Origin of the sequence: Streptomyces sp. NPDC102360 (genome assembly GCF_044766085.1) — a bacterium.
GTDB lineage: Bacteria > Actinomycetota > Actinomycetes > Streptomycetales > Streptomycetaceae > Streptomyces.
Window position 1 is genome coordinate 92139 of the sequence record NZ_JBIWLG010000016.1, and the last position, 20594, is coordinate 112732.

The window sequence follows — 20594 nt, forward strand, 5'->3', positions numbered from 1 at the left end:
CCACACCCCCCCCCCCCCCCCCCCCCCGCCCCCCCTCGGCCCCCCCCCCCCCCCCCCCCCCCCCCCCCGCCGGGGGGCGCCGGCCCCCCCCCCCCCCCCCCCCCCCGCGTGCCGCCTTTGGCCGACGGGCCCAGCCTCGTCGCGCGTGTGTCGGTGCGGTCAGTCTGTGGTGAAGCTGGACAGCAGCGCAGCCGGGTAGCGGCTGCCTGCCGAACCGTGGGGAAGGATCTCGGCGATGCGGGCCAGATCGGCGGCGGAGAGCTGGACGTCGGCGGCGCCGGCGTTCTCCTCGATGCGCTTGGTGCTGCGGGTGCCGGGAATGGGTGCGATGTCCTCGCCCTGGGCGAGCAGCCAGGCCAGCGCGAGCTGGGCGGTGGTGATGCCCTTGGTGTCGGCCAGATTCTTGAGCTGTTCGGTGGCGTGCAGGTTGTACGTGTAGTTGTCGCCCTGCCAGCGCTCGTCCCAGCTGCGCATGTCGTCCGCGGGGTATTCGCTGGCGGGCTTGACCTGGCCGGTGAGAAAGCCGCGGCCGAGCGGGGAGTAGGGCACCAGGCCGATGCCGAGTTCCCGCAGGACGGGCAGGATCTTCTCCTCGACCTCCCGCTCGAAGAGCGAGTACTCGTACTGGAGCACGGAGACCGGGGTGACGGCGTGGGCGCGTCGGATGTACTGGGGGCCGACGTTGCTCAGACCGAAGTACTTCACCTTGCCTTCGGCGATCAGTTCGCCGACCACTCCGGCGACCTCCTCGACCGGAACATCCGGGTCGGAGATGTGCTGGTAGAAGAGGTCGATGTGGTCGCTCTGCAGGTAGCGCAGGCTGTTCTCGGCGACCTTGCGGATGTTTTCCGGGCGGCTGTTGAAGCCGGGGCTGAGCGCCGGGGCGGTCATGTCGAAGCCGAACTTGGTGGCAAGGACCACCTCGTCGCGGAAGTCCTTGACCGCCTCGCCCAGGAGTATCTCGTTGCTGCCGGTACCGGCGCCGTACAGCTCTGCGGTGTCGAAGAAGTCGATCCCGAGTTCGTGGGCGCGGCGGATGGTCGCGATGCCCTCGTCGTCGTTCGAGGCCCCGTAGGCCATGGACATGCCCATGGTCCCCAGGCCGAGCGCCGAGACGCGCAGACCCTGAGAGCCCAGATTGCGGTGCTGCATGAGTTCACTCCCTGAGTAGTTCGCCGGCTTCACCCGCAGGGGTCAAACCGAACTGTTCTGTTTGATCCTACGTGCCGACCACCCAAACGCCAAACCAAACGGTTTGGCGTTCAATCCTGGGACCATGCCCCAGTCCCGCGACTCCGGCCAGACCGCGTCTTCCCCTCCTGGAAGCGGAAGACCGGCGCGCCTTCCGGCCCGGGTACCTGGCGCTCCTTCACCCGCCCCCTGCCGCCCGCCGTCAGAGCCTGCGCGTCCAACGCGGGGGCATCCGCGGCGATCTGCCGTCGGAGATCTCCCGCAGGGCCTCGTCCGTCAGGGCCGGAAAGACAGCGCCCCGCGCCTCCTCGACGGGCGCGAGCTCCGGGTCCAACGGAGGCCGGATAGTCGTGGCACCGAAAATGCCTGCTGCTGTCTGGTCCGCCATCTGTGCTCACCTTCGGAAACAACGGGCACCACCGACGCTCACCGCCGGCCTGAGGCACCCACTGCGCACGAATGTGTGCGATGACCTTGTCGCGTCCCGCGATCAGGTCTCAGTCGTCCAGGACGACGACGTGCTTGCCCGGCGTGGCGCCGGATTCGAGGTCGGCCTGGGCGTCGCGGACCTGTTCCAGGCCGTGGTAGACCTTCGCGACCGGCACGTTGAGACGCCCGGCGGCGATGGCCTGCAGCTGGTGGGCGAAGACGTCGGCCGGGAGGTCGGCGGCCTCACCGCCGTAGGACGTCAGCCGCACCCCGCCCGGAATCATGAACGGGCTGAAGTCGGGGATGGTCCACTGGCCCGCCAGGGCCCCGGTGAAGCAGACCGTGCCGTGGCGGCGGACAGTGTGAAGGGTGTCGGGGAGGACCGAGCAGCCCACCAGTTCCAGTGCGGCGTCGACGCCGTCCGGCATCAGCTCGCGCACCTGGTCGGCGACGGTGCCGTTGTCGACGAGGGGGTGGTCGACGCCCGCGGCCCGCAGTTCCCGGGCCCTCGCCTCGCTGCGGGTGGTGGACAGCACGGTCGCTCCGAGGTCCTTCGCGATCCCCGCCGCGCTCAGCCCGACCGTGGAGGTGCCGCCGCGGATCAGCAGCGTCTGTCCGGCCTTGAGGTCCAGGCCACGGGTGAGGGATCCGTAGGCGGTCTGGAACATCTCCGGCAGCGCGCCGACCAGGTCCCACGGCAGGCTGGTCTCGAACGGGATGACCTGCGTCGCGGGGACGGTGACGTACTGGGCGTATGCGCCGTCGTAACTGCAGCCCATGTTGCCCATCATGGTCGCCACCTGCTGCCCCGGCCGCAGCCCGCTGGCCTCGTCGACCACGCCGACGCCCTCGATACCGGGCACGCGCGGGTAGGTGACCTCCGGGTCCGACTCTCCCTTGCGGGTGGTGACCTCGGATTCGTTGACGCCGAACGCCTTGACCTTGATCCGCACCCAGCCGGGCTTACGGACGGGCACCGGCACGTCCTTGATCTCCAGTGCCTCCAGGCCGCCGGGGCGGGTGACGACGACGGCCCTCATCGTCGCCGGTGCGGTGCCGGCGGCTGCTGTCGGTTGGCTCATGCCGAGTTCCTCACTCTGTTCGCCCCCTCTTTGTGTGTTGTTTCCGTCAGGGGCGGTCGATGCCTTCCCACAGGTCGAGGACCTGCTGGTAGTGGGCGGTGGCCTCGAAGGGAGAGTTGCCGACGGTTTCCGAGGTGGGCTTGTCCGTGACCGCGGGCCACAGACGGGAGTGCTCGCCGGTCGCGAAGTCGAGCACGATGTCGCGGAGACGGGTGTCACGCTCGGCCTGCTCCGCGCTGCGGCCCGGCTGTTCCTGGCCGACCAGGGCGTACATCTCGGTGCCGTGCACGGCGGGCGCGCCCTCGGCGGGACCGATCAGGAGGAGGTGGGCGTTGCCGCCGGCGGCGGCGTGGGCCAGGGCGCCGCGGGCGGCGGGGATCGCGAAGAGGTAGTCCGCCATGACCGCGGCGCGGACCTCGGCCGGGGTAAGGCCGCCCTGGTCGTAGGTTTCGACGATCTTCTGCGCGCGGGAGCGGGAGATGCGCCACCCCGCGACCTCGTCGACGATGCGGTCGACGGTGCCCGGGTCGAACCGGTCGAGGTCGTTCGCCACCCACCAGCCCATGTCGTCGCTGGCCATGCTCAGCAGGATGTCGACGTCACGGTGCGCGCCCGAGGCCAGGACGTCCATGGGGTGCCCGTGCACCACCGCGCCGGGCTGCCCGATGTCCAGGACGACGCCGGTGGCCTTGTTGTCCACCCCGCCCCGTTCCCCGAGGTCCGTCGGGGCGACCTTGCGCAGGGCGTCCCGCAGGGAGAGCGGGTCGAGGTCCAGCAGCGTCTCCGGGTTGTCCGCGACGCCGAGTTCGGTGACGAACAAGTGGGCGAGTTCCTCCGCCCACCAGGCCGGGATGGAGCGGGCGGGCCCGCCGGAGAACCCGGCCAGGCGCCGGTACAGGCCGTCGGCGGAAGAGGCGCCGAGCAGTCCGAGGGAGGAGTAGGCGCCGCCGCTGTGGCCGTAGACGGTGACGTTGTCCGCGTCGCCGCCGAAGTGGGCGATGTTGCGCTGGACCCAGGTGAGCGCGGCGATGATGTCCTGGAGGAAGAGGTTGCTGGCCTCGGCGAGCTTCCCGCCGTACTGCGAGAGCGAGACCGCGCCAAGGGCGCCGAGCCGGTAGTTGACCGACACGCCCACCACGCGCCCCGTCGCGGCGAGACCGGAGGCGTTCGAGGTGATCTGGGTGTTCGCGCCGAACTCGAATCCGCCGCCGTGGATGTACACGGCCACCGGGAGCGCCTTGCCGGCCGACCGCTCGGGGGCCCACACGTTCAGGTTCAGGCAGTCCTCGCCCATCCCGCTGTCCGCCTCGAGCCAGTCACCGCTGTCGGGCTGGACGGAGACGACACCCTTGCGGTCGTACGGGAGGTCCGGGTCGAAGTCCGCGACCACGGGGCGGCGGTACCGCTCGGCGGTGGCGTACGGAATTCCCCACCAGGACCGCACCCCTGGTGCTGTCGGGGCCTTGGGAGCGGTGGCGGTCATGACATGTCCTTCCGGCGCGGTTCAGATGCTTCGCGCGGTGTATCGACAGCTGATTGCTGCGGTGACGCTCTCCCATCGTTCCCTGGAGTCCGACACATCTCCCGGCGGACAGCGGTCACCCCATGGTCAGCAGGTGACACTTCAGTGCGCCTCTTCCTCGCAGTCCGCAGCTTTTGCGGGCCTCCCGCCCCGGATGAGTAGCCGGATCCCGTCTGCGCGCTTGCCTCTCCGGATCATCGCGGACCGCGGCCCGGGCGGAGCACGTCGGGGCATCCCCGACAGTCACGCCGCACAGGTGGCCGCGATCCGCATGGCGACGAGATGCCCCGAAAGAAGCGATCGGCCCGGTTCCGCTGGGCTGACGGGTTCAGCCCGTACGGGGGAACAGGCGCTCGACGGCGGTCACCAGGGCTGCGCGGCGTGCGCCGGCGGAGGTGTTCGTGGCGCACTCGGCCGCTGCGGCGGCGATCTCCGGCTGGCCCGACCAGGTAGCGGCGATCTGATTGATCAGCGCGAGGACGTCGACCGGATCCCAGCTCGGATCGAGCAGCCCGGTGCGCTGTGCGTCGCGGAGCTGGTCGATCTTGCGGACGATGGTGGCCTGCAGGGGGTTGGCGTCGGCATCGGAGTCGGCCAGCTCCAGGCGGCCCCAGGTGATCAGGCGGTAGTGCTCCGGATGGGCCGTGAAATGGTCGAAGAGGATACCGGCGTAACCGGGCAGGTCGGCGGTGTCGAGCCGGGTGGCCTCGACGAGCGCGGTCAGTTCCCGCTCGGCGACGTGCCGATAGAGGGCCTCTTTGCTGCTGAAGTAGGCGTAGACCCGTTCCTTACTGGTCCGGGCCTGCTTGGCGAGGCGGTCCACGCGGGCGCCGGCGATCCCGTACCGGGCGAACTCCTCCTTGGCCGCGGCGATGATCCGCTGCCGGGTGTCGGCGGGCGTGCCGACGGCAGTGGCGTCCGGGGACTTACTGGAGGCGGTGGAACGAGGCATGGAAACAACCATACGCGTCCGAACCGTTCGGTTTGACAGATAGTCACTCTGGGGCAGCGGGGCTGCGGGAAACAGCGCCGACCCGCCACAGACGACCCTGCCAGGACCGGGAAATGCGGCGGGTTCGTGGTGCGGGACGGCGTCCCCGGTTGCCAACGGCTGACGTTGCGGAAGGGCTTGAAGCCGGCTCCCCCCGCCACCGAGGAACGTGTCGCGAAACTTCTGGGTCAGGTTTCCGGCCATCATGAGCTCGATGAACTCGGTCACCTCTGTATGGCCCTAATGGCGCACACAGCATCGCTCACGGTCTTCGCCTTGCTGTGTGCATCGTTCGGTCGGCGCAGCGATTGCTGCCTGCGGAGCCTGAGAAAACTTCGCAATCCGCTCGAGGCGGACCGACGGCAGTCGCGGCACCCCTTCGGGATTCTTCGTGGTGCCCGACTCACCTCAAAGACCTAAACCAAACCGTTCGGTATTGACCGAACGCGGGTCGCTTCATCTCGTCAAACCGAATAGTTTGGCTTGGGTGCGTCGATGCTGTCTCAGCGTGCAAGGCGGTTGACGTATCCACTGACAGGTGTCCAGCCAGCCCAGCTCCATCAGCAGCAGCGAGATGGCCAGTGCCTCGAACGGGAGGACGAGGAGCGCGACCATGGAAGCGTTCGCCGGTGTCCACGCGGCGTCGGCCGCCGCGATGGAGTGCTGCCAGCGTTGTTCGAGGGCGGTGAGGATGCGGGTGTTGAGGGTGTCGGCGACGTGGGAGTAGATGTCGTTGATGTGGTCGTCGAGGGTGTGGTCGAGGCGGCGGTCCTGGACCACGTCGGGGATGTCGTCCTCGATGAGCCAGGTTTTGTGGGAGTGGCGCAGGCCGTGGAAGGTGAGTCCGGGTTTGACGGGCTTCCAGGTGGTGCCGTCGGAGAAGGTGTGGCCGTGGACGGCCGGTGACCAGACGCAGCGCTGGAAGATGGAGCGGCACAGGAGTTTGCCCTGGGTGCTGGTGAAGACGTGGTTGAACTGGCTGCGGTTTGCCAGGTGTTGGCGCATGAGGCCGACGAGGAACGGGGGGAGGGTGACGTCCCGGACGGAGGCAGCGGTTTTCGGGGGCCCGTAGGTGTGGTGGCCGTCGACTTCGGGGAGGCTGCCGTGTTCTTCGTGGATGTGGATAACGCCGGTGGTCAGGTCGAGGTGGGGCGGCGGAGTCCGGAGAGTTCTCCCCAGCGCATGCCGGTGTATGCGGCGGTGATGACGAGGAGGGAATGGTTGAGGGTGGAGAGGTGGGCGGCACGGCGGGCGATGGTGAGGAGTTCGTGTTCCTCGGCCCAGGTGCCGTGGTCGCGGTGGGTGTGGTCGCGCTGGCGGGGGATCTTGACGGGGTTGGTGGTGAGGCGGCGTTCGAAGACGGCTGCGGCGAGGATGAGGCTGAGGAGCTTGCCGATGGCGGAGACGGTGCGGGGACTGTAGGCGGGCTGGAGGTTCTTGAGCCAGACGGTGATGGCAGAGGGGGCAAGGTCGTTGAGGTGGACGGCTCCCCAGGCGGGGATGAGGTGGTTCTTGAGCAGACTGCGGTAGCCGACCAGTGGTTTTGTTCACGAGCCCCGACAGCACTTGTTCATGACGTCCGGCAGCGCCCTGTTGATGCCTTGTTCGATGTTCACGACAGGCGACAGCGCTCGATGGGGGGTGTCGCTGCTGTGGAAGCAGGGACGCCTTGTCAGGCCGGGTGGGCTCTCACAGGGCTTCGAAGTCGGGGAGGGTCCACGTCTTGTCGAAGAACGGCTCGGTGGGGGCGTAGAGGCGGAAGTAGACGAACCAGCCGTCCGGGGCGACGGTCTTCATCCAGTTGCCCTCGGTCCCGGTGGGGGTGGTGGGGCCGATGTAGAGGTCGATGCTGCCGTCGTCGTTGAACGTCAGTTGCTGGTCGCGGCTGTCGAGGCTGACGCTGCGGGTTTCGGTGCCGCCGTTGTCGTAGGGGCGGCGGGTGTCCTCGCTGTAGAGGGTGAGCGACCAGAACTGTGCGACGGGGACGTCCCGCGGGATGTGGAGCCTGTAGGTGCGGTCGGCCCGCACCAGACGGCCCTGGCTGTCGCGCTTGGAGGTCATGTAGACCTGGCCGGTCCCGGGGGTGGGGTTGACCATGCCCTGGGTGCTGGTGACGGCCTCGTAGAACCAGGTGGCGCGCTGGTCCAGCTGCAAGGCGGTGTCGGTCTCCTGGTCAACCTGGAAGTCGAAGCTCTTGTACCAGTTCGTGCCGGCCCAATAGGGGGCGGTGTAGCGGGGGTTGACCTGGAGGTTGCGCACGAGCAGTTCGCCGAGCGCGGCACCTTCCTGCAGGATGCGGCGCTGCCGCTCGTCGGGGGCGAATGTGCTGCCACTGGCGATGCCCAGGGGTTCGAGCATCGCCATCAGGGCCTTGTCGACCTCACGGACGGGCTCCTCCTGCAGCACGGTGGCCAGGTCCTGCCAGTACTGCAGACCGCGGGCGGGCGTTGCGCTCCACTCGCGGTCCACGCCCTCGATGAACCGCACCGGAGCCGGATCGGAGCCGGCCCGGCCGAGCTTGAGGCCGGCCTTCGCCGCCGCCATGAGCTGCGGGTTCTGGGTCAGCACCCGGAAGGCGATGAAAACGTTCACGGTCTCCGAGCGCACCACGTACCGGCCGGAGTCCTTGAACGGCGCGTCGTCGTGGTCCGGGCCCAGGACGACGTAGCCGCCGCCGTTGCCCTGGTCGGGGCCCGTCTGCCCGAGGTCCACGATCGGACGCTGCCAGAAGTCCAGGACGCCGCCGGCCGTCGGCCCGGCCGGGTAGTCGATCAGGACCGGGCCGTCGGCGAGGCTGGTGAAGTTGATGATGTAAGGCGTCGTCAGGTTCGCGGTGACGATGCCGCGCTTCTCGCGCAGCGAGTCGTACACCACGAAGTCCCCGAACCCGGTCGCACCGAAGGTCTCGGCCGCACGCTCACGCCAGGTCACGAACCCCACCAGCGGCAGCGACCACAGGTACGCCTGCGCGGCACGCTGCGCGTCCAGCTGATCGAAGAGCAGAGCGGACGACTCCTCGGTCGGGAAAGAGTGCTCCAGGCGGAGGACGCCGAAGGGTGTCTCGATCGTCTCGTCACCCGTCAGCATGGCGTCACGCAGATAAGTCATGGCCGCTCTTTCTTGGGGATAGATAGGACGAATAAATGCCTATCACCCGAGAAGTGTGATTTCGCTCGACACGCCGAGCCTCCGCGAACGGCAGCGACCGAGCACAACCCCAGGCGTCCCAACTGCTGTCGACCGTCATGAACTGTTCGATTGTCCGCTCACCTCAGGTGCTGTCCAAACCGGTGAACAAACGCTGCCTGCTCTCCCGTACAGAGCCACATTCCAATGGTCGACTTCCGTGAGCGCACCGTCGCAGTGGACCGGCGCGCGGGCACGGCCACGGCCGACCTATGGCCGGGCGACCCGCACGGCGACGTCCACGCCCGCCTCAAGCGGCGGCACCTGCTGCCCACCGACCATCTGATGGACGGCGGTTACCTTTCGGTGGCTCTGCTGGACCAGTCCGAGCGCGAGTACAAGATCGCCCTGGTCGGACCGGTCAAGGCCAGCGGACAGTGGCAACACAGGGAACGGACCGGCTTCGCCCGCGACGACTTCACCATCGACTTCGCGAACCGTCAGGTCACCTGCCCCGCGGCCAGTCGACCACCAGCTGGGTCCAGACCCCCGCCATGGCCCCCTACATTGCCTCCCACTTCCGTCCGCGACAGTGCGACCCGTGCCCGGTACGTGCCTCGTGCACCCGCGGACGCGCGGCCCGATCGGTCTACTTCCTCCCCCAGCACCTGCACGAACTCCAGGCACGCAACCGTGCGGACCAGCAGGATCCGGCCTGGCGCAAGCTCTACGCCCTTCGCTCCGGGGCCGAAGGGACCGTCGCCGAACTGGCCCTGGGGCACCAGGCACGCCGCTGCCGCTACCACGGACTGCCCAAGACCCACGTCCAGCATGTCCTGACCGCCATCGCCGTGAACATCGAACGTCTCACCGAGCAAGTCCCCTGGGGCACCACCTACCGCCCTCGGCGACCGACAGCATTCCAGGAGTACCTCGAATCCCACGGCCTCCATCGCGCACTGTGGTGGCGGCAAGGAAAATGACCCGCCCACCGAGATCCCCGACAGAATCGCTCAGTAGCGAAGACGCCTGGGAGCCGAGCACCAGGGACCTGGCCGCGGGTTTCCTCATGTGGTGCTGTCGTTGGACGTGTGCGCCGGTGCGTCACCGAACAATTCCGTCTGTGCGGCCTGGTTTTCGGCCGAGTTCAGCGGCTCGTGCTCGGCTTCGTAGGCGGCCACGATCTCGGCCAGACCGTCCATGGTGAGTTGATGCCGTGAACTATCACGTCACCTGGGTGCTATGCAGCCCGCGTCGCAGGCTCATAGTCTTGGCGCCCCCGGATCTTCTTGTACTTTGTCGCGGCTCCCGTGCTGGGACGGGATGAGAGCGCCCGCGCTGGATTTCGGATGCGCTGCCAGGTGCCGGGCTGGGGAAGAGCTCCGCGAGGGCCTTCCAGGAGCCGAGCGCGCGGTCGCCGATGACCAGGAGCGCACCCCGTGACGGGCGGCTTCGCTCAGTAGGCCGGTCCAGGATTCGGCCGATTCGCCGTAGCCGTCCGGTATCGCGACCCGCTGATCGTCATGCCGAGGGGAACGGTCGTCACACCCTCGGTCCCGCGCGCACCGGTGCGAGGCCGGGCGCTCGGTCAGCCTTCGTCTGCGAGGCTCGTGTTGTGCTGGTGGATGAGCCGCAGCGCCGCCTCGCGGTCACGCGCGTCAAGGGCGTCGACGAGGTCGCGGTGGAGTTCGTGCCGCTCGGCGATGTACTCGGTGAGTGGCTGGTCGCTCGCGGGTAGCACGGCGAGGGTGTGCGCCTCGATCAGGTCGAGCAGGTTTTTGTAGAGGGACCGCAGCAGAGGGTTCGGGCTGATCGCGGCGATACGGGCGTGCAGCTTCCAGTTGGCGTGGACGAAGGCGACGGGGTCGGCCGCCGTGACCGCCTCCGCCATGGCCTCGATCTGCTCCCGCAGATCCGCGATGTCGGCAGGCGAGGCGTGCCACAGCGCGTCCTCGATCAGCAGCGGGTCGAGAGCGTCGCGAATACGCACGGCATCCGCGACATCCGTCTCCTGGGCGTCCAGAGCGAGGACGGAGTTGCCGAGTCGCACCATCGGGGACTGCTCGGCGACGAAGATCCCGCCTCCGGGACCCGGGCGTACGGTGACCAGTCCCCGCGACTGCAGCAGCCGCAGCGACTCATTGAAGGTCCCGACCGAGACCGCGCACTGGGTACGCAACGACTCCTTGGTGCCGAGCCTGGCCCCGGGCTGTGCGGCCTCGGCGAGCACGGCCATGCGCTGCGCCGCCTGCTCGGCCCGGCTGGACGCGCCTGTGCGTGCGGTATCGCGTGCGGTGCTCAAGGCTCTCCTTCGAGGTTTCAGTTGATTCATTATGAAGGTTACCTCGGTCCACTCTTGACGTCAGGTGAACGCTGGATGCAACATCTCGATAATCATCATGGTTAATTACGCGCCAGCAAGGTGATCGCCATGACATCGACGAGGAGTGCCCCATGCGGATCGCCAATCTGACCGGCCGACTGGCCCTGATCACCGACGACCAGGAGCGGGCCGTCGACGTCGAAGAGGCCAGCGGTGGACGTTTCGGGGCCGACCCGCAGGCCGTCTACGAACGCTGGGCGGAGTTTCGCGCGTGGGCCGACACGGCCGAACTCCCGGCCGGGCAGCCCTTCGAGGCCGCCGACCTCGGCTCGCCCGTCCCTGCCCCCCGCCAGCTGTTCGCCATCGGACTCAACTACCGGGATCATGCGTCCGAGTCCGGTTTCGAGGCACCCGAGGGCCTGCCGCCGGTGTTCACGAAGTTCGCCGCCAGCATCTCCGGCCCGGTCACCGAGGTCTCACTGCCGGCCCGGGGGCACTCCGACTGGGAGGTCGAGCTGGTCGCGGTGATCGGCGCCCGCGCCGAGCGCGTCGCAGAGGCGAATGCCTGGTCGCACGTCGCAGGGCTCACGGTCGGCCAGGACATCTCCGAGCGCGTCTCCCAGCTGGCGGGCCCCGTCCCGCAGTTCAGCCTCGGCAAGTCCTTCCCCGGATTCACGCCGATCGGGCCGTGGCTGGTCACCCCCGACGAGTTCAGTAACCCGGACGACCTCGAACTCACCTGTTCCATCAACGGCGAAGAGGTCCAGAAGGGCCGCACCCGCGACCTGATCTTCAGTATTCCCACGCTGATCGCGAAGCTGTCCGCCGTGCTGCCGCTCCTACCCGGCGACGTGATCTTCACCGGCACCCCGGCCGGCGTCGGCCTGGGCCGCGACCCGCAACGCTGGCTGGCCCCCGGTGACGTATTGGTCTCTTCCATCGAGAGCATCGGCACGCTCCGCCAGACCTTCACCGGCTGACCCGCCCGCGGTCGAGAAAGCGGACCATGCACCCGGACAAAGGAGCCCCGTCATGGCACTGCACCGCCTGACCTCCATCACCATGGGGGTCCCCAACGTCGCCGAAACCGCCGCCTACTACGCCGACTTCGGCCTGACGCCCGAGAGCGACGGCTGGTTCGCCACCCGCGACGGGGGCCGTCAGCTGAGCATCGTGCACGCCCCCACCCGTCGCCTCATCGAGGTACGCATCGGCGTCGACGACCCCGACGACCTGGCTGCCGCGGCCTTCCGCCTGGCACGTATCGGTATCGTCGGCGAACGGCAGGGCACTGCCCTGACCGCGTACGACAAGGCCACCTCGGTCCGCGCAGTCCTCGAAGTCGTTCCCAGGCTCACCCAGCCCATCCTTCCCGCCACGCCCTACAACGGCCCCGGCCGCATCGAGCGCCCCGGCTCCCGCGCCCCCGGCATCCTGCGCGCCGCTCCCGTGCAACCCCGCAAGCTCGGGCACGCCGTCGTCGGCACCCCTGACTTCGAGGCGACCACCGCATTCTTCCGCGACGGCCTGGGCTTCAAGGCCAGTGACTACATCAAGGGCGAGGGCGCGTTCCTGCGCTGCTCCACCGATCACCACAACATCCTCGTGCTCAACGCACCCGTCGCCTTCCTGCACCACACCTCGTGGCAGGTCGACGACATCGACGACGTCGGCCGCGGTGCCACCGCCATGCTGGAGGGGAACCCCGAGCGCCACGTGTGGGGACTCGGCCGCCATCACGCGGGCTCCAACTTCTTCTGGTACCTGAAGGACCCCGCAGGGAACTTCTCCGAGTACTACTCCGACATGGACTGCGTGGTCGACGACCACCTGTGGACGCCCGAAGTCCTCGACGGCGCCAAAGGGTTGTTCAACTGGGGCCCGCCGCCGCCTCCGTCCTTCCTGCGCCCCGAGGACCTCGGCGCGCTGATGACCGGTACGCACAGCGCGGAGCGGTGACCCTGTGCCCGCCGACCGGCTCCCGTCCCGGCTACCCCGGCCGGTACGCGCCCTCGCTCTGGATCACGTACAAGGAAGATGTGTATGAACAAGACAGTGGCCTCCGCCGAGGAAGCCGTGGCCGATATCGGCCACGAAGCGTCCCTGGCCGTAGGGGGGTTCGGTCTCTGTGGCGTGCCCGCGACACTGATACGGGCGCTGCACGCGAAGGGTGCCCGCTCGCTGAAGGTCGTCTCCAACAACTGCGGCGTCGATGGCCGCGGTCTCGGCATCCTGCTCGCAGCCGGACGCATCGCCCGTGTCACGGGCTCCTACGTCGGTGAGAACAAGGAATTCGCCCGCCAGTACCTCAGCGGCGAACTGGAAGTCGAACTCACCCCGCAGGGCACCCTCGCGGAACGCCTGCGCGCCGGCGGCTGTGGGATCCCCGCCTTCTACACCCCGGCCGGCGTCGGCACACAGATCGCGGAGGGCGGGCTGCCCTGGCGGTACGCAGCGGACGGGAGCGTCGCTCTGGCCTCACCGGCCAAGGAGGTCCGCGGGTTCAACGGCTCGTCCTACGTCCTGGAACGCGGCATCACCACCGACTTCGCCCTCGTACGGGCGGTGCGCGGTGACCGGCACGGCAACCTCGTGTTCGCCAAGTCCGCCCGCAACTTCAACCCGCTGATCGCCATGGCGGGCCGCGTGACCGTCGCCGAGGTCGAGACGCTCGTCGATCCCGGTGAACTCGATCCCGCCGAGGTGCATTTGCCGGGGGTATTCGTGCAGCGGGTCGTACACCTCACGCCCGGCCAGGCAGCGGACAAGCAGATCGAGAAGCGGACGGTGTGCGTATGAGCTGGACCCGAGACGAAATGGCCGCCCGCGCCACCGCCGAACTGCGCGACGGCGACTACGTCAACCTCGGCATCGGCCTGCCGACTCTGGTGCCCAACCATGTACCCGACGGCATTCATGTTGTCCTGCAGTCCGAGAACGGCATCCTCGGCGTCAGCCCCTTCCCGCACGAGACCGACGTCGACCCGGACCTGATCAACGCCGGTAAGGAGACCGTCACCGTCCGGCCGGGCGCCTCCTACTTCGACTCCGCGCTGTCCTTCGGCATGATCCGCGGCGGCCACATCGACGCCGCGATCCTGGGCGCCATGCAGGTCTCCGCCGGCGGAGACCTCGCCAATTGGATGATCCCCGGCAAGATGGTCAAGGGCATGGGCGGCGCCATGAACCTCGTCCACGGCGCCCGCCGCGTCGTGGTCCTCATGGACCACACCGCCAAGGACGGCACTCCCAAGATCGTGCAGGACTGCACGCTGCCCCTCACCGGGCGCGCCTGCGTCCACCGCATCATCACCGACCTCGCCGTCATCGAAGAAGGTCTCGCCCTTGTCGAGACCGCCCCCGGCGTCAGCACCAAAGAGGTCGTCACCGCCACGGCCGCGCGGCTGCGCGTACCCACGCCCCAGCTCCCCGGAGGACACGATGGAGAAGCCGTCGCATGACGTGAGACGTGCCTGGACGATGACCGTCCTGTTGATGGTCGCGATGGCACTCACCTTCTGGGACAAGGCAGTTCTCGGCCTGGCCGCAGTGCCCATCATGAAGGAACTGCACCTCAGCAACTCGATGTACGGTCTCGCCAGCAGCAGCTTCTATCTCCTGTTCACGGTAGCCGCGATTCTGGTCGGTCTCCTCGTGGACAAGGTGCGCAGCAAATGGGTGTTCGTCGTCCTCGCGCTGTTGTGGGCCGTGGCTCAGGGCTCGTTGCTGGCAACGTCGACGGTCGCGGCGTTGTTCGTGAGCCGCGTCCTGATCGGTGCCGCCGAAGGCCCCGCCAATCCCCTGACCGTGCACACGGTGCACAGCTGGTTCCCGCCGGACCGGCGTAGCCTGCCGACCTCGCTCACCCAGATCGCCTCGGGCATCGGCGCCCTCACTTCCGCGCCGATCCTCACGTGGATCATCATTGAGTACGGCTGGCGCTGGGGGTTCTTCACCACCGCCGTACTCAGCGCGCTGTGGGCTTCGGCGTATGCGGTGTTCGGCAAGGACCGTCCCGCGGAGGCACCCACGCCGCAGAGGGCGCCCGCGGCCACGGAGGCGGTTGCCGACGAGCCGGAGGAAGGGTTTGCCCCCTACCGCCGCATCCTGCTCAGCCGCACGTTCATCGGCGCCGTCACCATGGCATTCGCCGCTTCCTGGAGCCTGGCCGTCGTCACTTCGTGGCTCGTGCCGTTCTTCGTGCACGTCGCCGGCTTCAGTGCCTCCGCCGCGGGCAACATGATCATCCCGCCGAACGTGCTGAGCATCCTCGCGATCCTCGCCATCGGCGCCTACGCGGGACGCCTGATGAACCGGGGTGTCTGCGACCGCGTCCCGCTCGGCATCATCACCGGAGCGACGGTCGCGGTCGGCGGCGCCTTCGCGGTCCTCGTCCCGCACCTCGGCACCGGCGCCCTGCTGGTATGCGGAGTGACGCTGGCCGCGGGGATGCCGCTCGTCGCCATGACGTCGGCGTACAACGCGGTGGGCCGGATCTGCCCGGCCAACCGGCGCGGCGCCGTCATGGGCACCCTCAATGGCCTCTACTCCCTGGGCAGCATCGCGGGCCCGTACTCGATGGGCCTGATTCTCGACGCGTCCGCCGACCAGACGACCGGCTACGCGAACGGGTTCACCGTGACCGGACTGATCGTGATCGCCGGCGGCCTGTGCGCCGCGTTCTTCATCAACCCACGCCGCGACCGCGAACAACTCGCCTCCGATCCCACCACCCGTACCGCCCGCACCGGGCGGCGCGGCATCGTGCCGCGGCCGCTGGGCCAGACAGGAGCCTGAACCATGACCGACATCGCTGCCGACACCGACGTCCTCGTCGTCGGGGGTGGACCCTCCGGGCTCACCGTCGCGAGTGAACTCGCCCTGGCCGGTGTGCGGGTGACCGTTCTGGAGCGGCGCACGGAGCCCGTACAGTCCCGCGCCGGAACCGTCCTGCCGCGCGTACTGGAACTCTTCGACGCACGCGGTCTCGCGGACCGCTTCTTCGAGCGGGCCCGCTCCATCAAGAGCAACCCCCTCATCCCGGTACACATCTGGGCGGGGATGAAGCCGGTGCACTGGCACCACCTGAACTCGCGGTTCGGGTTCCGGCTGATCATGCCGCAGAACATGACGGAGGAACTCCTCCTCGAGCACGCGCGCGAAGTCGGCGTCGACGTCCGCCAGGGGGCGACGGTCGAGAAGGTGCGGCAGGACGCCGACGGGGTGACCGTATCCGCGACGCACGCCGGCAACCGCCTTGAGCTGACGTCCCGTTACGTGGTGGGGGCGGACGGCGGCCGCAGCGTGGTGCGCCGGCAGGCCGGGATCGGATTCGAGGGACACGGCGCCACCTTCACCGGCATCGTCGCCGACGTACGCACCCGGCCACTGACGGACGACGGCCGCGCCATGACGGACAACGAGCACGGCTGGGTGACCTCGTTCCCGTTCGGCGAGGACACGGACGGCACGCCGGTCACACGCTTCAACATCGTGCACGCCGAGCGGCGGCACGCCGAGCAGTCCGAGCCGGTGACCGCCGACGAGGTGCGACGCTGCCTCAGCGACGTACTGGAGCAGGAGGTGCGCTTCGACGGGCTGCGCTGGGCCTCGCGCTTCACCGACGCGCTGCGCATCGCCACCGCCTTCCGGGACCGCCGCGTCTTCCTGGTCGGCGAATCGGCCCGCATCCACTACCCGGCAAGCGGCGTCGGCATGAACTTCTGCATCCAGGACGCCTTCAACCTGGGCTGGAAGCTGGCGGCTGTGCTCAACGGGCACGCCGACGACGCGCTCCTCGACACCTACGAGACCGAACGCAGGCCGGTGGCCGAGGAGTTGCTGCGCAGCGTGGAGGCGCAGTGCGCCGTCCAGTTCAACTTCACCCCGGAAGGCGTCGCGTTCAAGCGAATGTTCCAGAAACATCTGCTGCCGCTGCCCGACGTCAATCGCCGTATCGCGCTCGAACTCAACGGCCTGACCAGCCCCTACCCGCGCATCCCCGGCAGTCATCCACTGACCGGGCAGCGCACCCCCGACCTCGAACTCGTCACTCCCGACGGAATCCGGCGCGTCGGTGAACTCCTGCGTGAGCAGCGCTTCTTGCTCATCGACTGCACCGGAGACGGTGCGTACGAGGGACTCGATACGGAAGCGATGCCGTTGCGCACGGTGACCGGCGTGCCCGTGGTGACGGGTCCCGAACTGCGAGGTGTGCGCAGTCTGTTGATTCGGCCGGACGCCTATGTCGCTTGGGTCGGCGAGGAGACCCCCGACCCGCAGACCGCCGCGGAGCACGTCAAGCACTGGATCGGAGCACGGCGATGAACGAGACGATCCTCATCCGTGGCGGCCACGTCCTGACCATGGACCCCGCCGTCGGTGAATTCACATCCGGTGACGTGCTGATCGAGGACGGCGTGGTCCGTTCGGTCGCGTCGCGCATCGATCACCCCGACGCCGAGGTGATCGACGCCACCGACCGCATCGTGGCCCCCGGATTCGTCGACACCCACCGGCACACCTGGCAGACGGCGGTGCGGCACTACTACGCCGACACCGACCCGCTGCAGTACTTCGCGGAGATGCTCGGCCCGGTCGGCGCCGCCTACCGCCCCGACGACGTGTACGCGGGCAATCTCCTCGGCGCACTGTCCGCGCTCGACTCGGGCATCACGACACTGGTCGACTGGTCGCACGTACAGAACACCCCCAGCCACTCCGACGCCGCGATCCAGGCCCTGGAGGAATCGGGCATCCGCGCGGTCTTCGCGCACGGCTGGCCGCTCGCCCCCGAGTGGACCCGCGACAGCGGGCTCGGCCACCCGGAGGACATCCGCCGCCTGCGCGACCGGTACTTCGCCTCCGACGACCAGCTCCTCACCCTGGCCATGGCGGCGCGCGGCCCGGAAATGGCGCGGCGCGACGTCTGGCTGCACGACCTGCGCCTGGCAAGGGAGTTGGGGATCCGCACGACCGTGCACGTGGGCGCGTACGCACACAACGCACCGCACCGGGCCGTCACGCAGCTGCGGGACGCGGGGGTGCTGGGCGAGGACATCACCTTCGTGCACTGCTGCCGCAGCGCGGACGACGAGTTCGCGATGATCGCCGACGCGGGCGCCTCTGTATCGCTGGGCGTGCAGTGCGAGGCCAACTCGCCCGGCATGGGCGACATTCCGCTGGACCGGCTCCTCGCCGTAGGGGTCCGGCCGAGCCTGAGCGGCGACACGGAGACCAAGTGCTCCGGCGACATGTTCACGCAGATGCGGACGCTGCTCGCCTATCACCGGTCGTGGACGGGTGGCGGACACTCCCGGGTCCCGAACGCTCCCGCGAACCTCACCACCCGGGACGTCCTGGAGTTCGCCACGCTGGCCGGGGCGCGGGCCGCCGGGCTCGGCGACCGTACGGGCTCACTCACCCCGGGCAAACAGGCCGACGTGATCCTGGTCCGGTCCGACGACCTCAACCTGGCACCCGTGTCGGACCCCGCAGGTGCTCTCGTGCTCGCCGCGCACCCCGGCAACGTAGACACCGTCCTCGTCGCCGGCCGCATCGTGAAGCGCGACGGAAAGCTGCTCGTCTCCGATCCGCAACGCGCCCTGGCGCTGGCCCAGCGCTCACAGGACCGCGTGCTGGCCGCGATCGCACGGTCCCGCTGAGCATGGTCCCGCTGAGCATGGTCCCGATGCAGACAGCGGTCGGCGCCGTCGGGACAGCCGCCCTGATGTCGCCGACGCCGGCCGCTCCCCGCTCACACCTCCTTGGAGCCCCCGCCCATGCCACGCCCCACCCACGAAGTCCGCGCCCGCGAGGGGCTCGAGTATGCGGACGGCCTGCGCCTCGACCTCCATGTACCCGTCACTCCCGACGCGGCCCGCATCCCCGTCGTCCTGTACCTGCACGGCGGCGGCTGGCTGACGGGCAGTCGCACGGACCACACCGAGCGCCTCACCCGCTTGGCGTCCTACGGCATCGCCGTGGCGAGCGCCGACTACCGCCTGGCTCACGTAGCCCCCTACCCGGCCCAGCTCGACGACGCCCGCGCGGCGATCCGCTGGCTACGCCGCGAAGCGACCGCGCACGGACTCGCCGCAGACCGCATCGGGGTCTGGGGGGCATCAGCGGGGGCACATCTGGCGGCGCTGCTGGCCCTTTCGGAAGCCCAACCCGCAGATTCCGTGCAGGCGTTGGTGGGCTGCTTCGGCGCGTACGACCTCACCTCGCGCGCGGACTCCGTACGCCCCGACCCCGACCTGCCCATACCGGCGGAGGTCGCGGCGACCTCCTGGCCCGCGCACCTGCCCCAACCGCCCAGCACGCGGCTGCGCCAGGCGCTCCTCGCAGGCGTCACCGAGGCCGACCTCGCCGAACACCACCTCCGTGTGCTGAGCCCCGTCACCCATGCTCACCCGGCCGCACCGCCGGCACTGTTCCTGCACGGCACTGCGGATGCGATCACCTCACCCCAGCAGAGTCGCTGGATGGCCGAGGCGCTGCGGGCAGAAGGCGCCGAGGCCCACGTGCGGCTGGTGGCCGGAGCCAACCACGAAGATCCCGCATTCGACAGCCACCGCGTCATCGCGGACATTGCCGACTTCTTCAAAGCCCATCTCACCGCGAGTCCCCGGCTCCCCCGACTCGCCGAACCCGAGCTCACCACCGCACAACGCGCCCTGTTCGAGGACATCACGTCCGGCCCCCGCTCGAACGGGCCTCAACACTTTCCACTCCAGGACGCCAAAGGCGCACTCAACGGTCCGTTCAGTCTCATGCTGCACACCCCTGGCATCGGCGCTCCCCTCCAGGATCTCGGTGCGGCGCTTCGCTACCGCACCACCCTGGACGCCCGCGCCCGCGAGATTGCGATCCTCACCGTGGCGGCCGAGACAGCCAGTGCATTCGAGACGTACGCCCACGAACGCATCGACCGCGCCGCTGGATTGTCGGACACCGAGCTGGCCGCGCTGCGCGACGGCAGCTTCACGTCCACCGTCCTGCGTGAGCAGACGGCCCACGATGTGTGCAGGAGACTTCTTGCCTCGGCCGGACCTACGTGGAGCGACGAGGAGTACGCACGGGCCGCCGACGTTCTGGGCCCCGAACAGCTCCTCGAACTCACCACGCTCGTCGGCTACTACCGGACCCTCGCACAGCTCATGCACGTCTTCGCCGTCGGTACCCCGGAGTGACCGGACGCGGTGCGGAATGCCCCGGGCCAAGGCCCGCACTCATGCGGCCCTCCACCTGATCAAATGGCATCGAATGGAGAGCAGCTGCTTCAAGTCTTCCGCAGGCGTTGATTGTTGCGTCGATCCGGCGCGTGCGCGACTTCGATCCGGAGATGCTGCGGATTACCGCCATCGTGCCGGGCCGCGAGCAGGTGTCCGCTAGGCGTCCTGGTTCACCTGTGCGAGGTGGGTGTCCATTGCGGCGCACATCTCTCCCAGCAGGGCCCTGAACTGGTCGAGGAGTTCGGGCGGGTAACGGCCGACGATGGTGTCCATGGGCGCCGCCAGCGGGCGGAAGAACTCATCGGCCCGCTCTTGGATGTGAGGGCTGCTGCGCAGGGTGACCACACGTCGGTCGCTGTGCTCGCGGCTGCGGACGATGTGCCCGGCGTCTTCGAGCCGGTTGAGCAGCGAGGTCGTGGCGCCCGACGAGAGCAGGATGCGCTTGCTGAGGCGGGCCGGGGAGATCGGGGCGCCCCGCTCCTCGGCCGCGATGATCTCCAGCAGAGCGGTCGCGTCCGTGGCGTACAGGCCGAGATGAGCGGCGAAGCTGCGGCTGAGCTCGGCGTAGCGCCCGCCGTAGACCCTCAGAGCTTCCACCAGCAGCTCGCGCCGCGCCGTCGCGCCGTTGAGCGCCGATTTCTCCATCACCAGCGGCCGTCCTTCCTCTGCATGAGCATCGCCGGACCTGCACCCG

At 68.9% G+C, this 20594-nt stretch carries 19 protein-coding genes; 9 read left to right on the forward strand and 10 right to left on the reverse strand.

Going from position 1 to position 20594, the window contains the following annotated elements:
* Positions 1-159: 159 nt before the first annotated feature.
* From ACIRHA_RS38890 to ACIRHA_RS38920, 7 genes are all read right to left on the reverse strand, one after another.
* Complete coding sequence (locus tag ACIRHA_RS38890; protein ID WP_403855816.1) at positions 160-1152, reverse strand: aldo/keto reductase; 993 nt, start codon at positions 1150-1152, stop codon at positions 160-162.
* A gap of 241 nt (positions 1153-1393) precedes the next feature.
* On the reverse strand, positions 1394-1579 hold the full coding sequence (locus ACIRHA_RS38895) for a hypothetical protein (protein WP_403855818.1): 186 nt from the start codon (positions 1577-1579) through the stop codon (positions 1394-1396).
* Between the two features lie 109 nt (positions 1580-1688).
* A complete protein-coding gene (locus ACIRHA_RS38900; RefSeq protein ID WP_403855820.1) occupies positions 1689-2702 on the reverse strand; it encodes an alcohol dehydrogenase catalytic domain-containing protein in 1014 nt (337 codons plus the stop codon).
* 46 nt (positions 2703-2748) lie between these two features.
* On the reverse strand, positions 2749-4185 hold the full coding sequence (locus ACIRHA_RS38905; protein ID WP_403855822.1) for a carboxylesterase family protein: 1437 nt from the start codon (positions 4183-4185) through the stop codon (positions 2749-2751).
* A 367-nt stretch (positions 4186-4552) separates the two neighbouring features.
* Positions 4553-5176, reverse strand: coding sequence for a TetR family transcriptional regulator (locus tag ACIRHA_RS38910; RefSeq protein ID WP_403855824.1), 624 nt, complete (start codon positions 5174-5176; stop codon positions 4553-4555).
* A gap of 495 nt (positions 5177-5671) precedes the next feature.
* Positions 5672-6220 (reverse strand): hypothetical protein, encoded by a 549-nt coding sequence (locus ACIRHA_RS38915; protein WP_403855826.1) that lies wholly within the window; start codon positions 6218-6220, stop codon positions 5672-5674.
* A 684-nt stretch (positions 6221-6904) separates the two neighbouring features.
* Positions 6905-8323 (reverse strand): DUF1254 domain-containing protein, encoded by a 1419-nt coding sequence (locus ACIRHA_RS38920; RefSeq protein WP_403855827.1) that lies wholly within the window; start codon positions 8321-8323, stop codon positions 6905-6907.
* Positions 8324-8613: 290 nt separating this feature from the next.
* Here ACIRHA_RS38920 and ACIRHA_RS38925 point away from each other — a divergent pair, with 290 nt between their 5' ends.
* A complete protein-coding gene (locus tag ACIRHA_RS38925; RefSeq protein ID WP_403855829.1) occupies positions 8614-9324 on the forward strand; it encodes a transposase in 711 nt (236 codons plus the stop codon).
* An 84-nt stretch (positions 9325-9408) separates the two neighbouring features.
* On the opposite strand, the gene ACIRHA_RS38930 is transcribed toward ACIRHA_RS38925, so the two are convergent.
* Positions 9409-9543, reverse strand: coding sequence for a hypothetical protein (locus tag ACIRHA_RS38930; RefSeq protein WP_403855831.1), 135 nt, complete (start codon positions 9541-9543; stop codon positions 9409-9411).
* Between the two features lie 386 nt (positions 9544-9929).
* The gene (locus ACIRHA_RS38935; protein ID WP_403855833.1) at positions 9930-10643 is read right to left on the reverse strand and encodes a FadR/GntR family transcriptional regulator; all 714 of its coding nucleotides are present in this window, start codon (positions 10641-10643) and stop codon (positions 9930-9932) included.
* A gap of 152 nt (positions 10644-10795) precedes the next feature.
* On the opposite strand from ACIRHA_RS38935, the gene ACIRHA_RS38940 reads away from it, so the two are divergent.
* The 8 genes from ACIRHA_RS38940 (at position 10796) to ACIRHA_RS38975 (ending at position 19858) form a co-directional block, all read left to right on the forward strand.
* On the forward strand, positions 10796-11644 hold the full coding sequence (locus ACIRHA_RS38940; RefSeq protein WP_403855835.1) for a fumarylacetoacetate hydrolase family protein: 849 nt from the start codon (positions 10796-10798) through the stop codon (positions 11642-11644).
* 52 nt (positions 11645-11696) lie between these two features.
* Positions 11697-12623, forward strand: coding sequence for a VOC family protein (locus ACIRHA_RS38945; protein WP_403855837.1), 927 nt, complete (start codon positions 11697-11699; stop codon positions 12621-12623).
* Between the two features lie 84 nt (positions 12624-12707).
* A complete protein-coding gene (locus ACIRHA_RS38950) occupies positions 12708-13463 on the forward strand; it encodes a CoA transferase subunit A (protein ID WP_403855839.1) in 756 nt (251 codons plus the stop codon).
* Positions 13460-14125, forward strand: a complete 666-nt coding sequence (locus tag ACIRHA_RS38955) for a CoA transferase subunit B (protein WP_403855841.1) — start codon at positions 13460-13462, stop codon at positions 14123-14125. Before ACIRHA_RS38950 ends, ACIRHA_RS38955 begins: the two co-directional genes overlap by 4 nt.
* Before the next feature lies 1 nt (position 14126).
* Positions 14127-15461 carry an MFS transporter gene (locus ACIRHA_RS38960; protein ID WP_403855843.1) on the forward strand — a complete coding sequence of 445 codons (1335 nt, stop codon included), beginning with the start codon at positions 14127-14129 and terminating at the stop codon, positions 15459-15461.
* A 3-nt stretch (positions 15462-15464) separates the two neighbouring features.
* Positions 15465-16991: an FAD-dependent oxidoreductase gene (locus ACIRHA_RS38965; protein WP_403855845.1), complete on the forward strand. Its 1527-nt coding sequence runs from the start codon at positions 15465-15467 to the stop codon at positions 16989-16991.
* Positions 16988-18328: an amidohydrolase family protein gene (locus tag ACIRHA_RS38970; protein WP_403855847.1), complete on the forward strand. Its 1341-nt coding sequence runs from the start codon at positions 16988-16990 to the stop codon at positions 18326-18328. Before ACIRHA_RS38965 ends, ACIRHA_RS38970 begins: the two co-directional genes overlap by 4 nt.
* A gap of 117 nt (positions 18329-18445) precedes the next feature.
* Entirely contained in the window at positions 18446-19858 is a 1413-nt protein-coding gene (locus ACIRHA_RS38975; protein ID WP_403855849.1) for an alpha/beta hydrolase fold domain-containing protein, read from the forward strand.
* Between the two features lie 198 nt (positions 19859-20056).
* Here ACIRHA_RS38975 and ACIRHA_RS38980 read toward each other — a convergent pair whose 3' ends face one another.
* A complete protein-coding gene (locus ACIRHA_RS38980) occupies positions 20057-20545 on the reverse strand; it encodes a MarR family winged helix-turn-helix transcriptional regulator (RefSeq protein ID WP_403855927.1) in 489 nt (162 codons plus the stop codon).
* Positions 20546-20594 lie beyond the last annotated feature (49 nt).

Bases quoted from the DNA above. Each gene is read 5' to 3' on its own strand.
- ACIRHA_RS38890 (WP_403855816.1), bottom strand. From the start codon at position 1,152: ATGCAGCACCGCAATCTGGGCTCTCAGGGTCTGCGCGTCTCGGCGCTC.
- ACIRHA_RS38895 (WP_403855818.1), bottom strand. From the start codon at position 1,579: ATGGCGGACCAGACAGCAGCAGGCATTTTCGGTGCCACGACTATCCGG.
- ACIRHA_RS38900 (WP_403855820.1), bottom strand. From the start codon at position 2,702: ATGAGCCAACCGACAGCAGCCGCCGGCACCGCACCGGCGACGATGAGG.
- ACIRHA_RS38905 (WP_403855822.1), bottom strand. From the start codon at position 4,185: ATGACCGCCACCGCTCCCAAGGCCCCGACAGCACCAGGGGTGCGGTCC.
- ACIRHA_RS38910 (WP_403855824.1), bottom strand. From the start codon at position 5,176: ATGCCTCGTTCCACCGCCTCCAGTAAGTCCCCGGACGCCACTGCCGTC.
- ACIRHA_RS38915 (WP_403855826.1), bottom strand. From the start codon at position 6,220: ATGCGCCAACACCTGGCAAACCGCAGCCAGTTCAACCACGTCTTCACC.
- ACIRHA_RS38920 (WP_403855827.1), bottom strand. From the start codon at position 8,323: ATGACTTATCTGCGTGACGCCATGCTGACGGGTGACGAGACGATCGAG.
- ACIRHA_RS38925 (WP_403855829.1), top strand. From the start codon at position 8,614: ATGGCCGGGCGACCCGCACGGCGACGTCCACGCCCGCCTCAAGCGGCG.
- ACIRHA_RS38930 (WP_403855831.1), bottom strand. From the start codon at position 9,543: ATGGACGGTCTGGCCGAGATCGTGGCCGCCTACGAAGCCGAGCACGAG.
- ACIRHA_RS38940 (WP_403855835.1), top strand. From the start codon at position 10,796: ATGCGGATCGCCAATCTGACCGGCCGACTGGCCCTGATCACCGACGAC.
- ACIRHA_RS38945 (WP_403855837.1), top strand. From the start codon at position 11,697: ATGGCACTGCACCGCCTGACCTCCATCACCATGGGGGTCCCCAACGTC.
- ACIRHA_RS38950 (WP_403855839.1), top strand. From the start codon at position 12,708: ATGAACAAGACAGTGGCCTCCGCCGAGGAAGCCGTGGCCGATATCGGC.
- ACIRHA_RS38955 (WP_403855841.1), top strand. From the start codon at position 13,460: ATGAGCTGGACCCGAGACGAAATGGCCGCCCGCGCCACCGCCGAACTG.
- ACIRHA_RS38965 (WP_403855845.1), top strand. From the start codon at position 15,465: ATGACCGACATCGCTGCCGACACCGACGTCCTCGTCGTCGGGGGTGGA.
- ACIRHA_RS38970 (WP_403855847.1), top strand. From the start codon at position 16,988: ATGAACGAGACGATCCTCATCCGTGGCGGCCACGTCCTGACCATGGAC.
- ACIRHA_RS38975 (WP_403855849.1), top strand. From the start codon at position 18,446: ATGCCACGCCCCACCCACGAAGTCCGCGCCCGCGAGGGGCTCGAGTAT.
- ACIRHA_RS38980 (WP_403855927.1), bottom strand. From the start codon at position 20,545: ATGGAGAAATCGGCGCTCAACGGCGCGACGGCGCGGCGCGAGCTGCTG.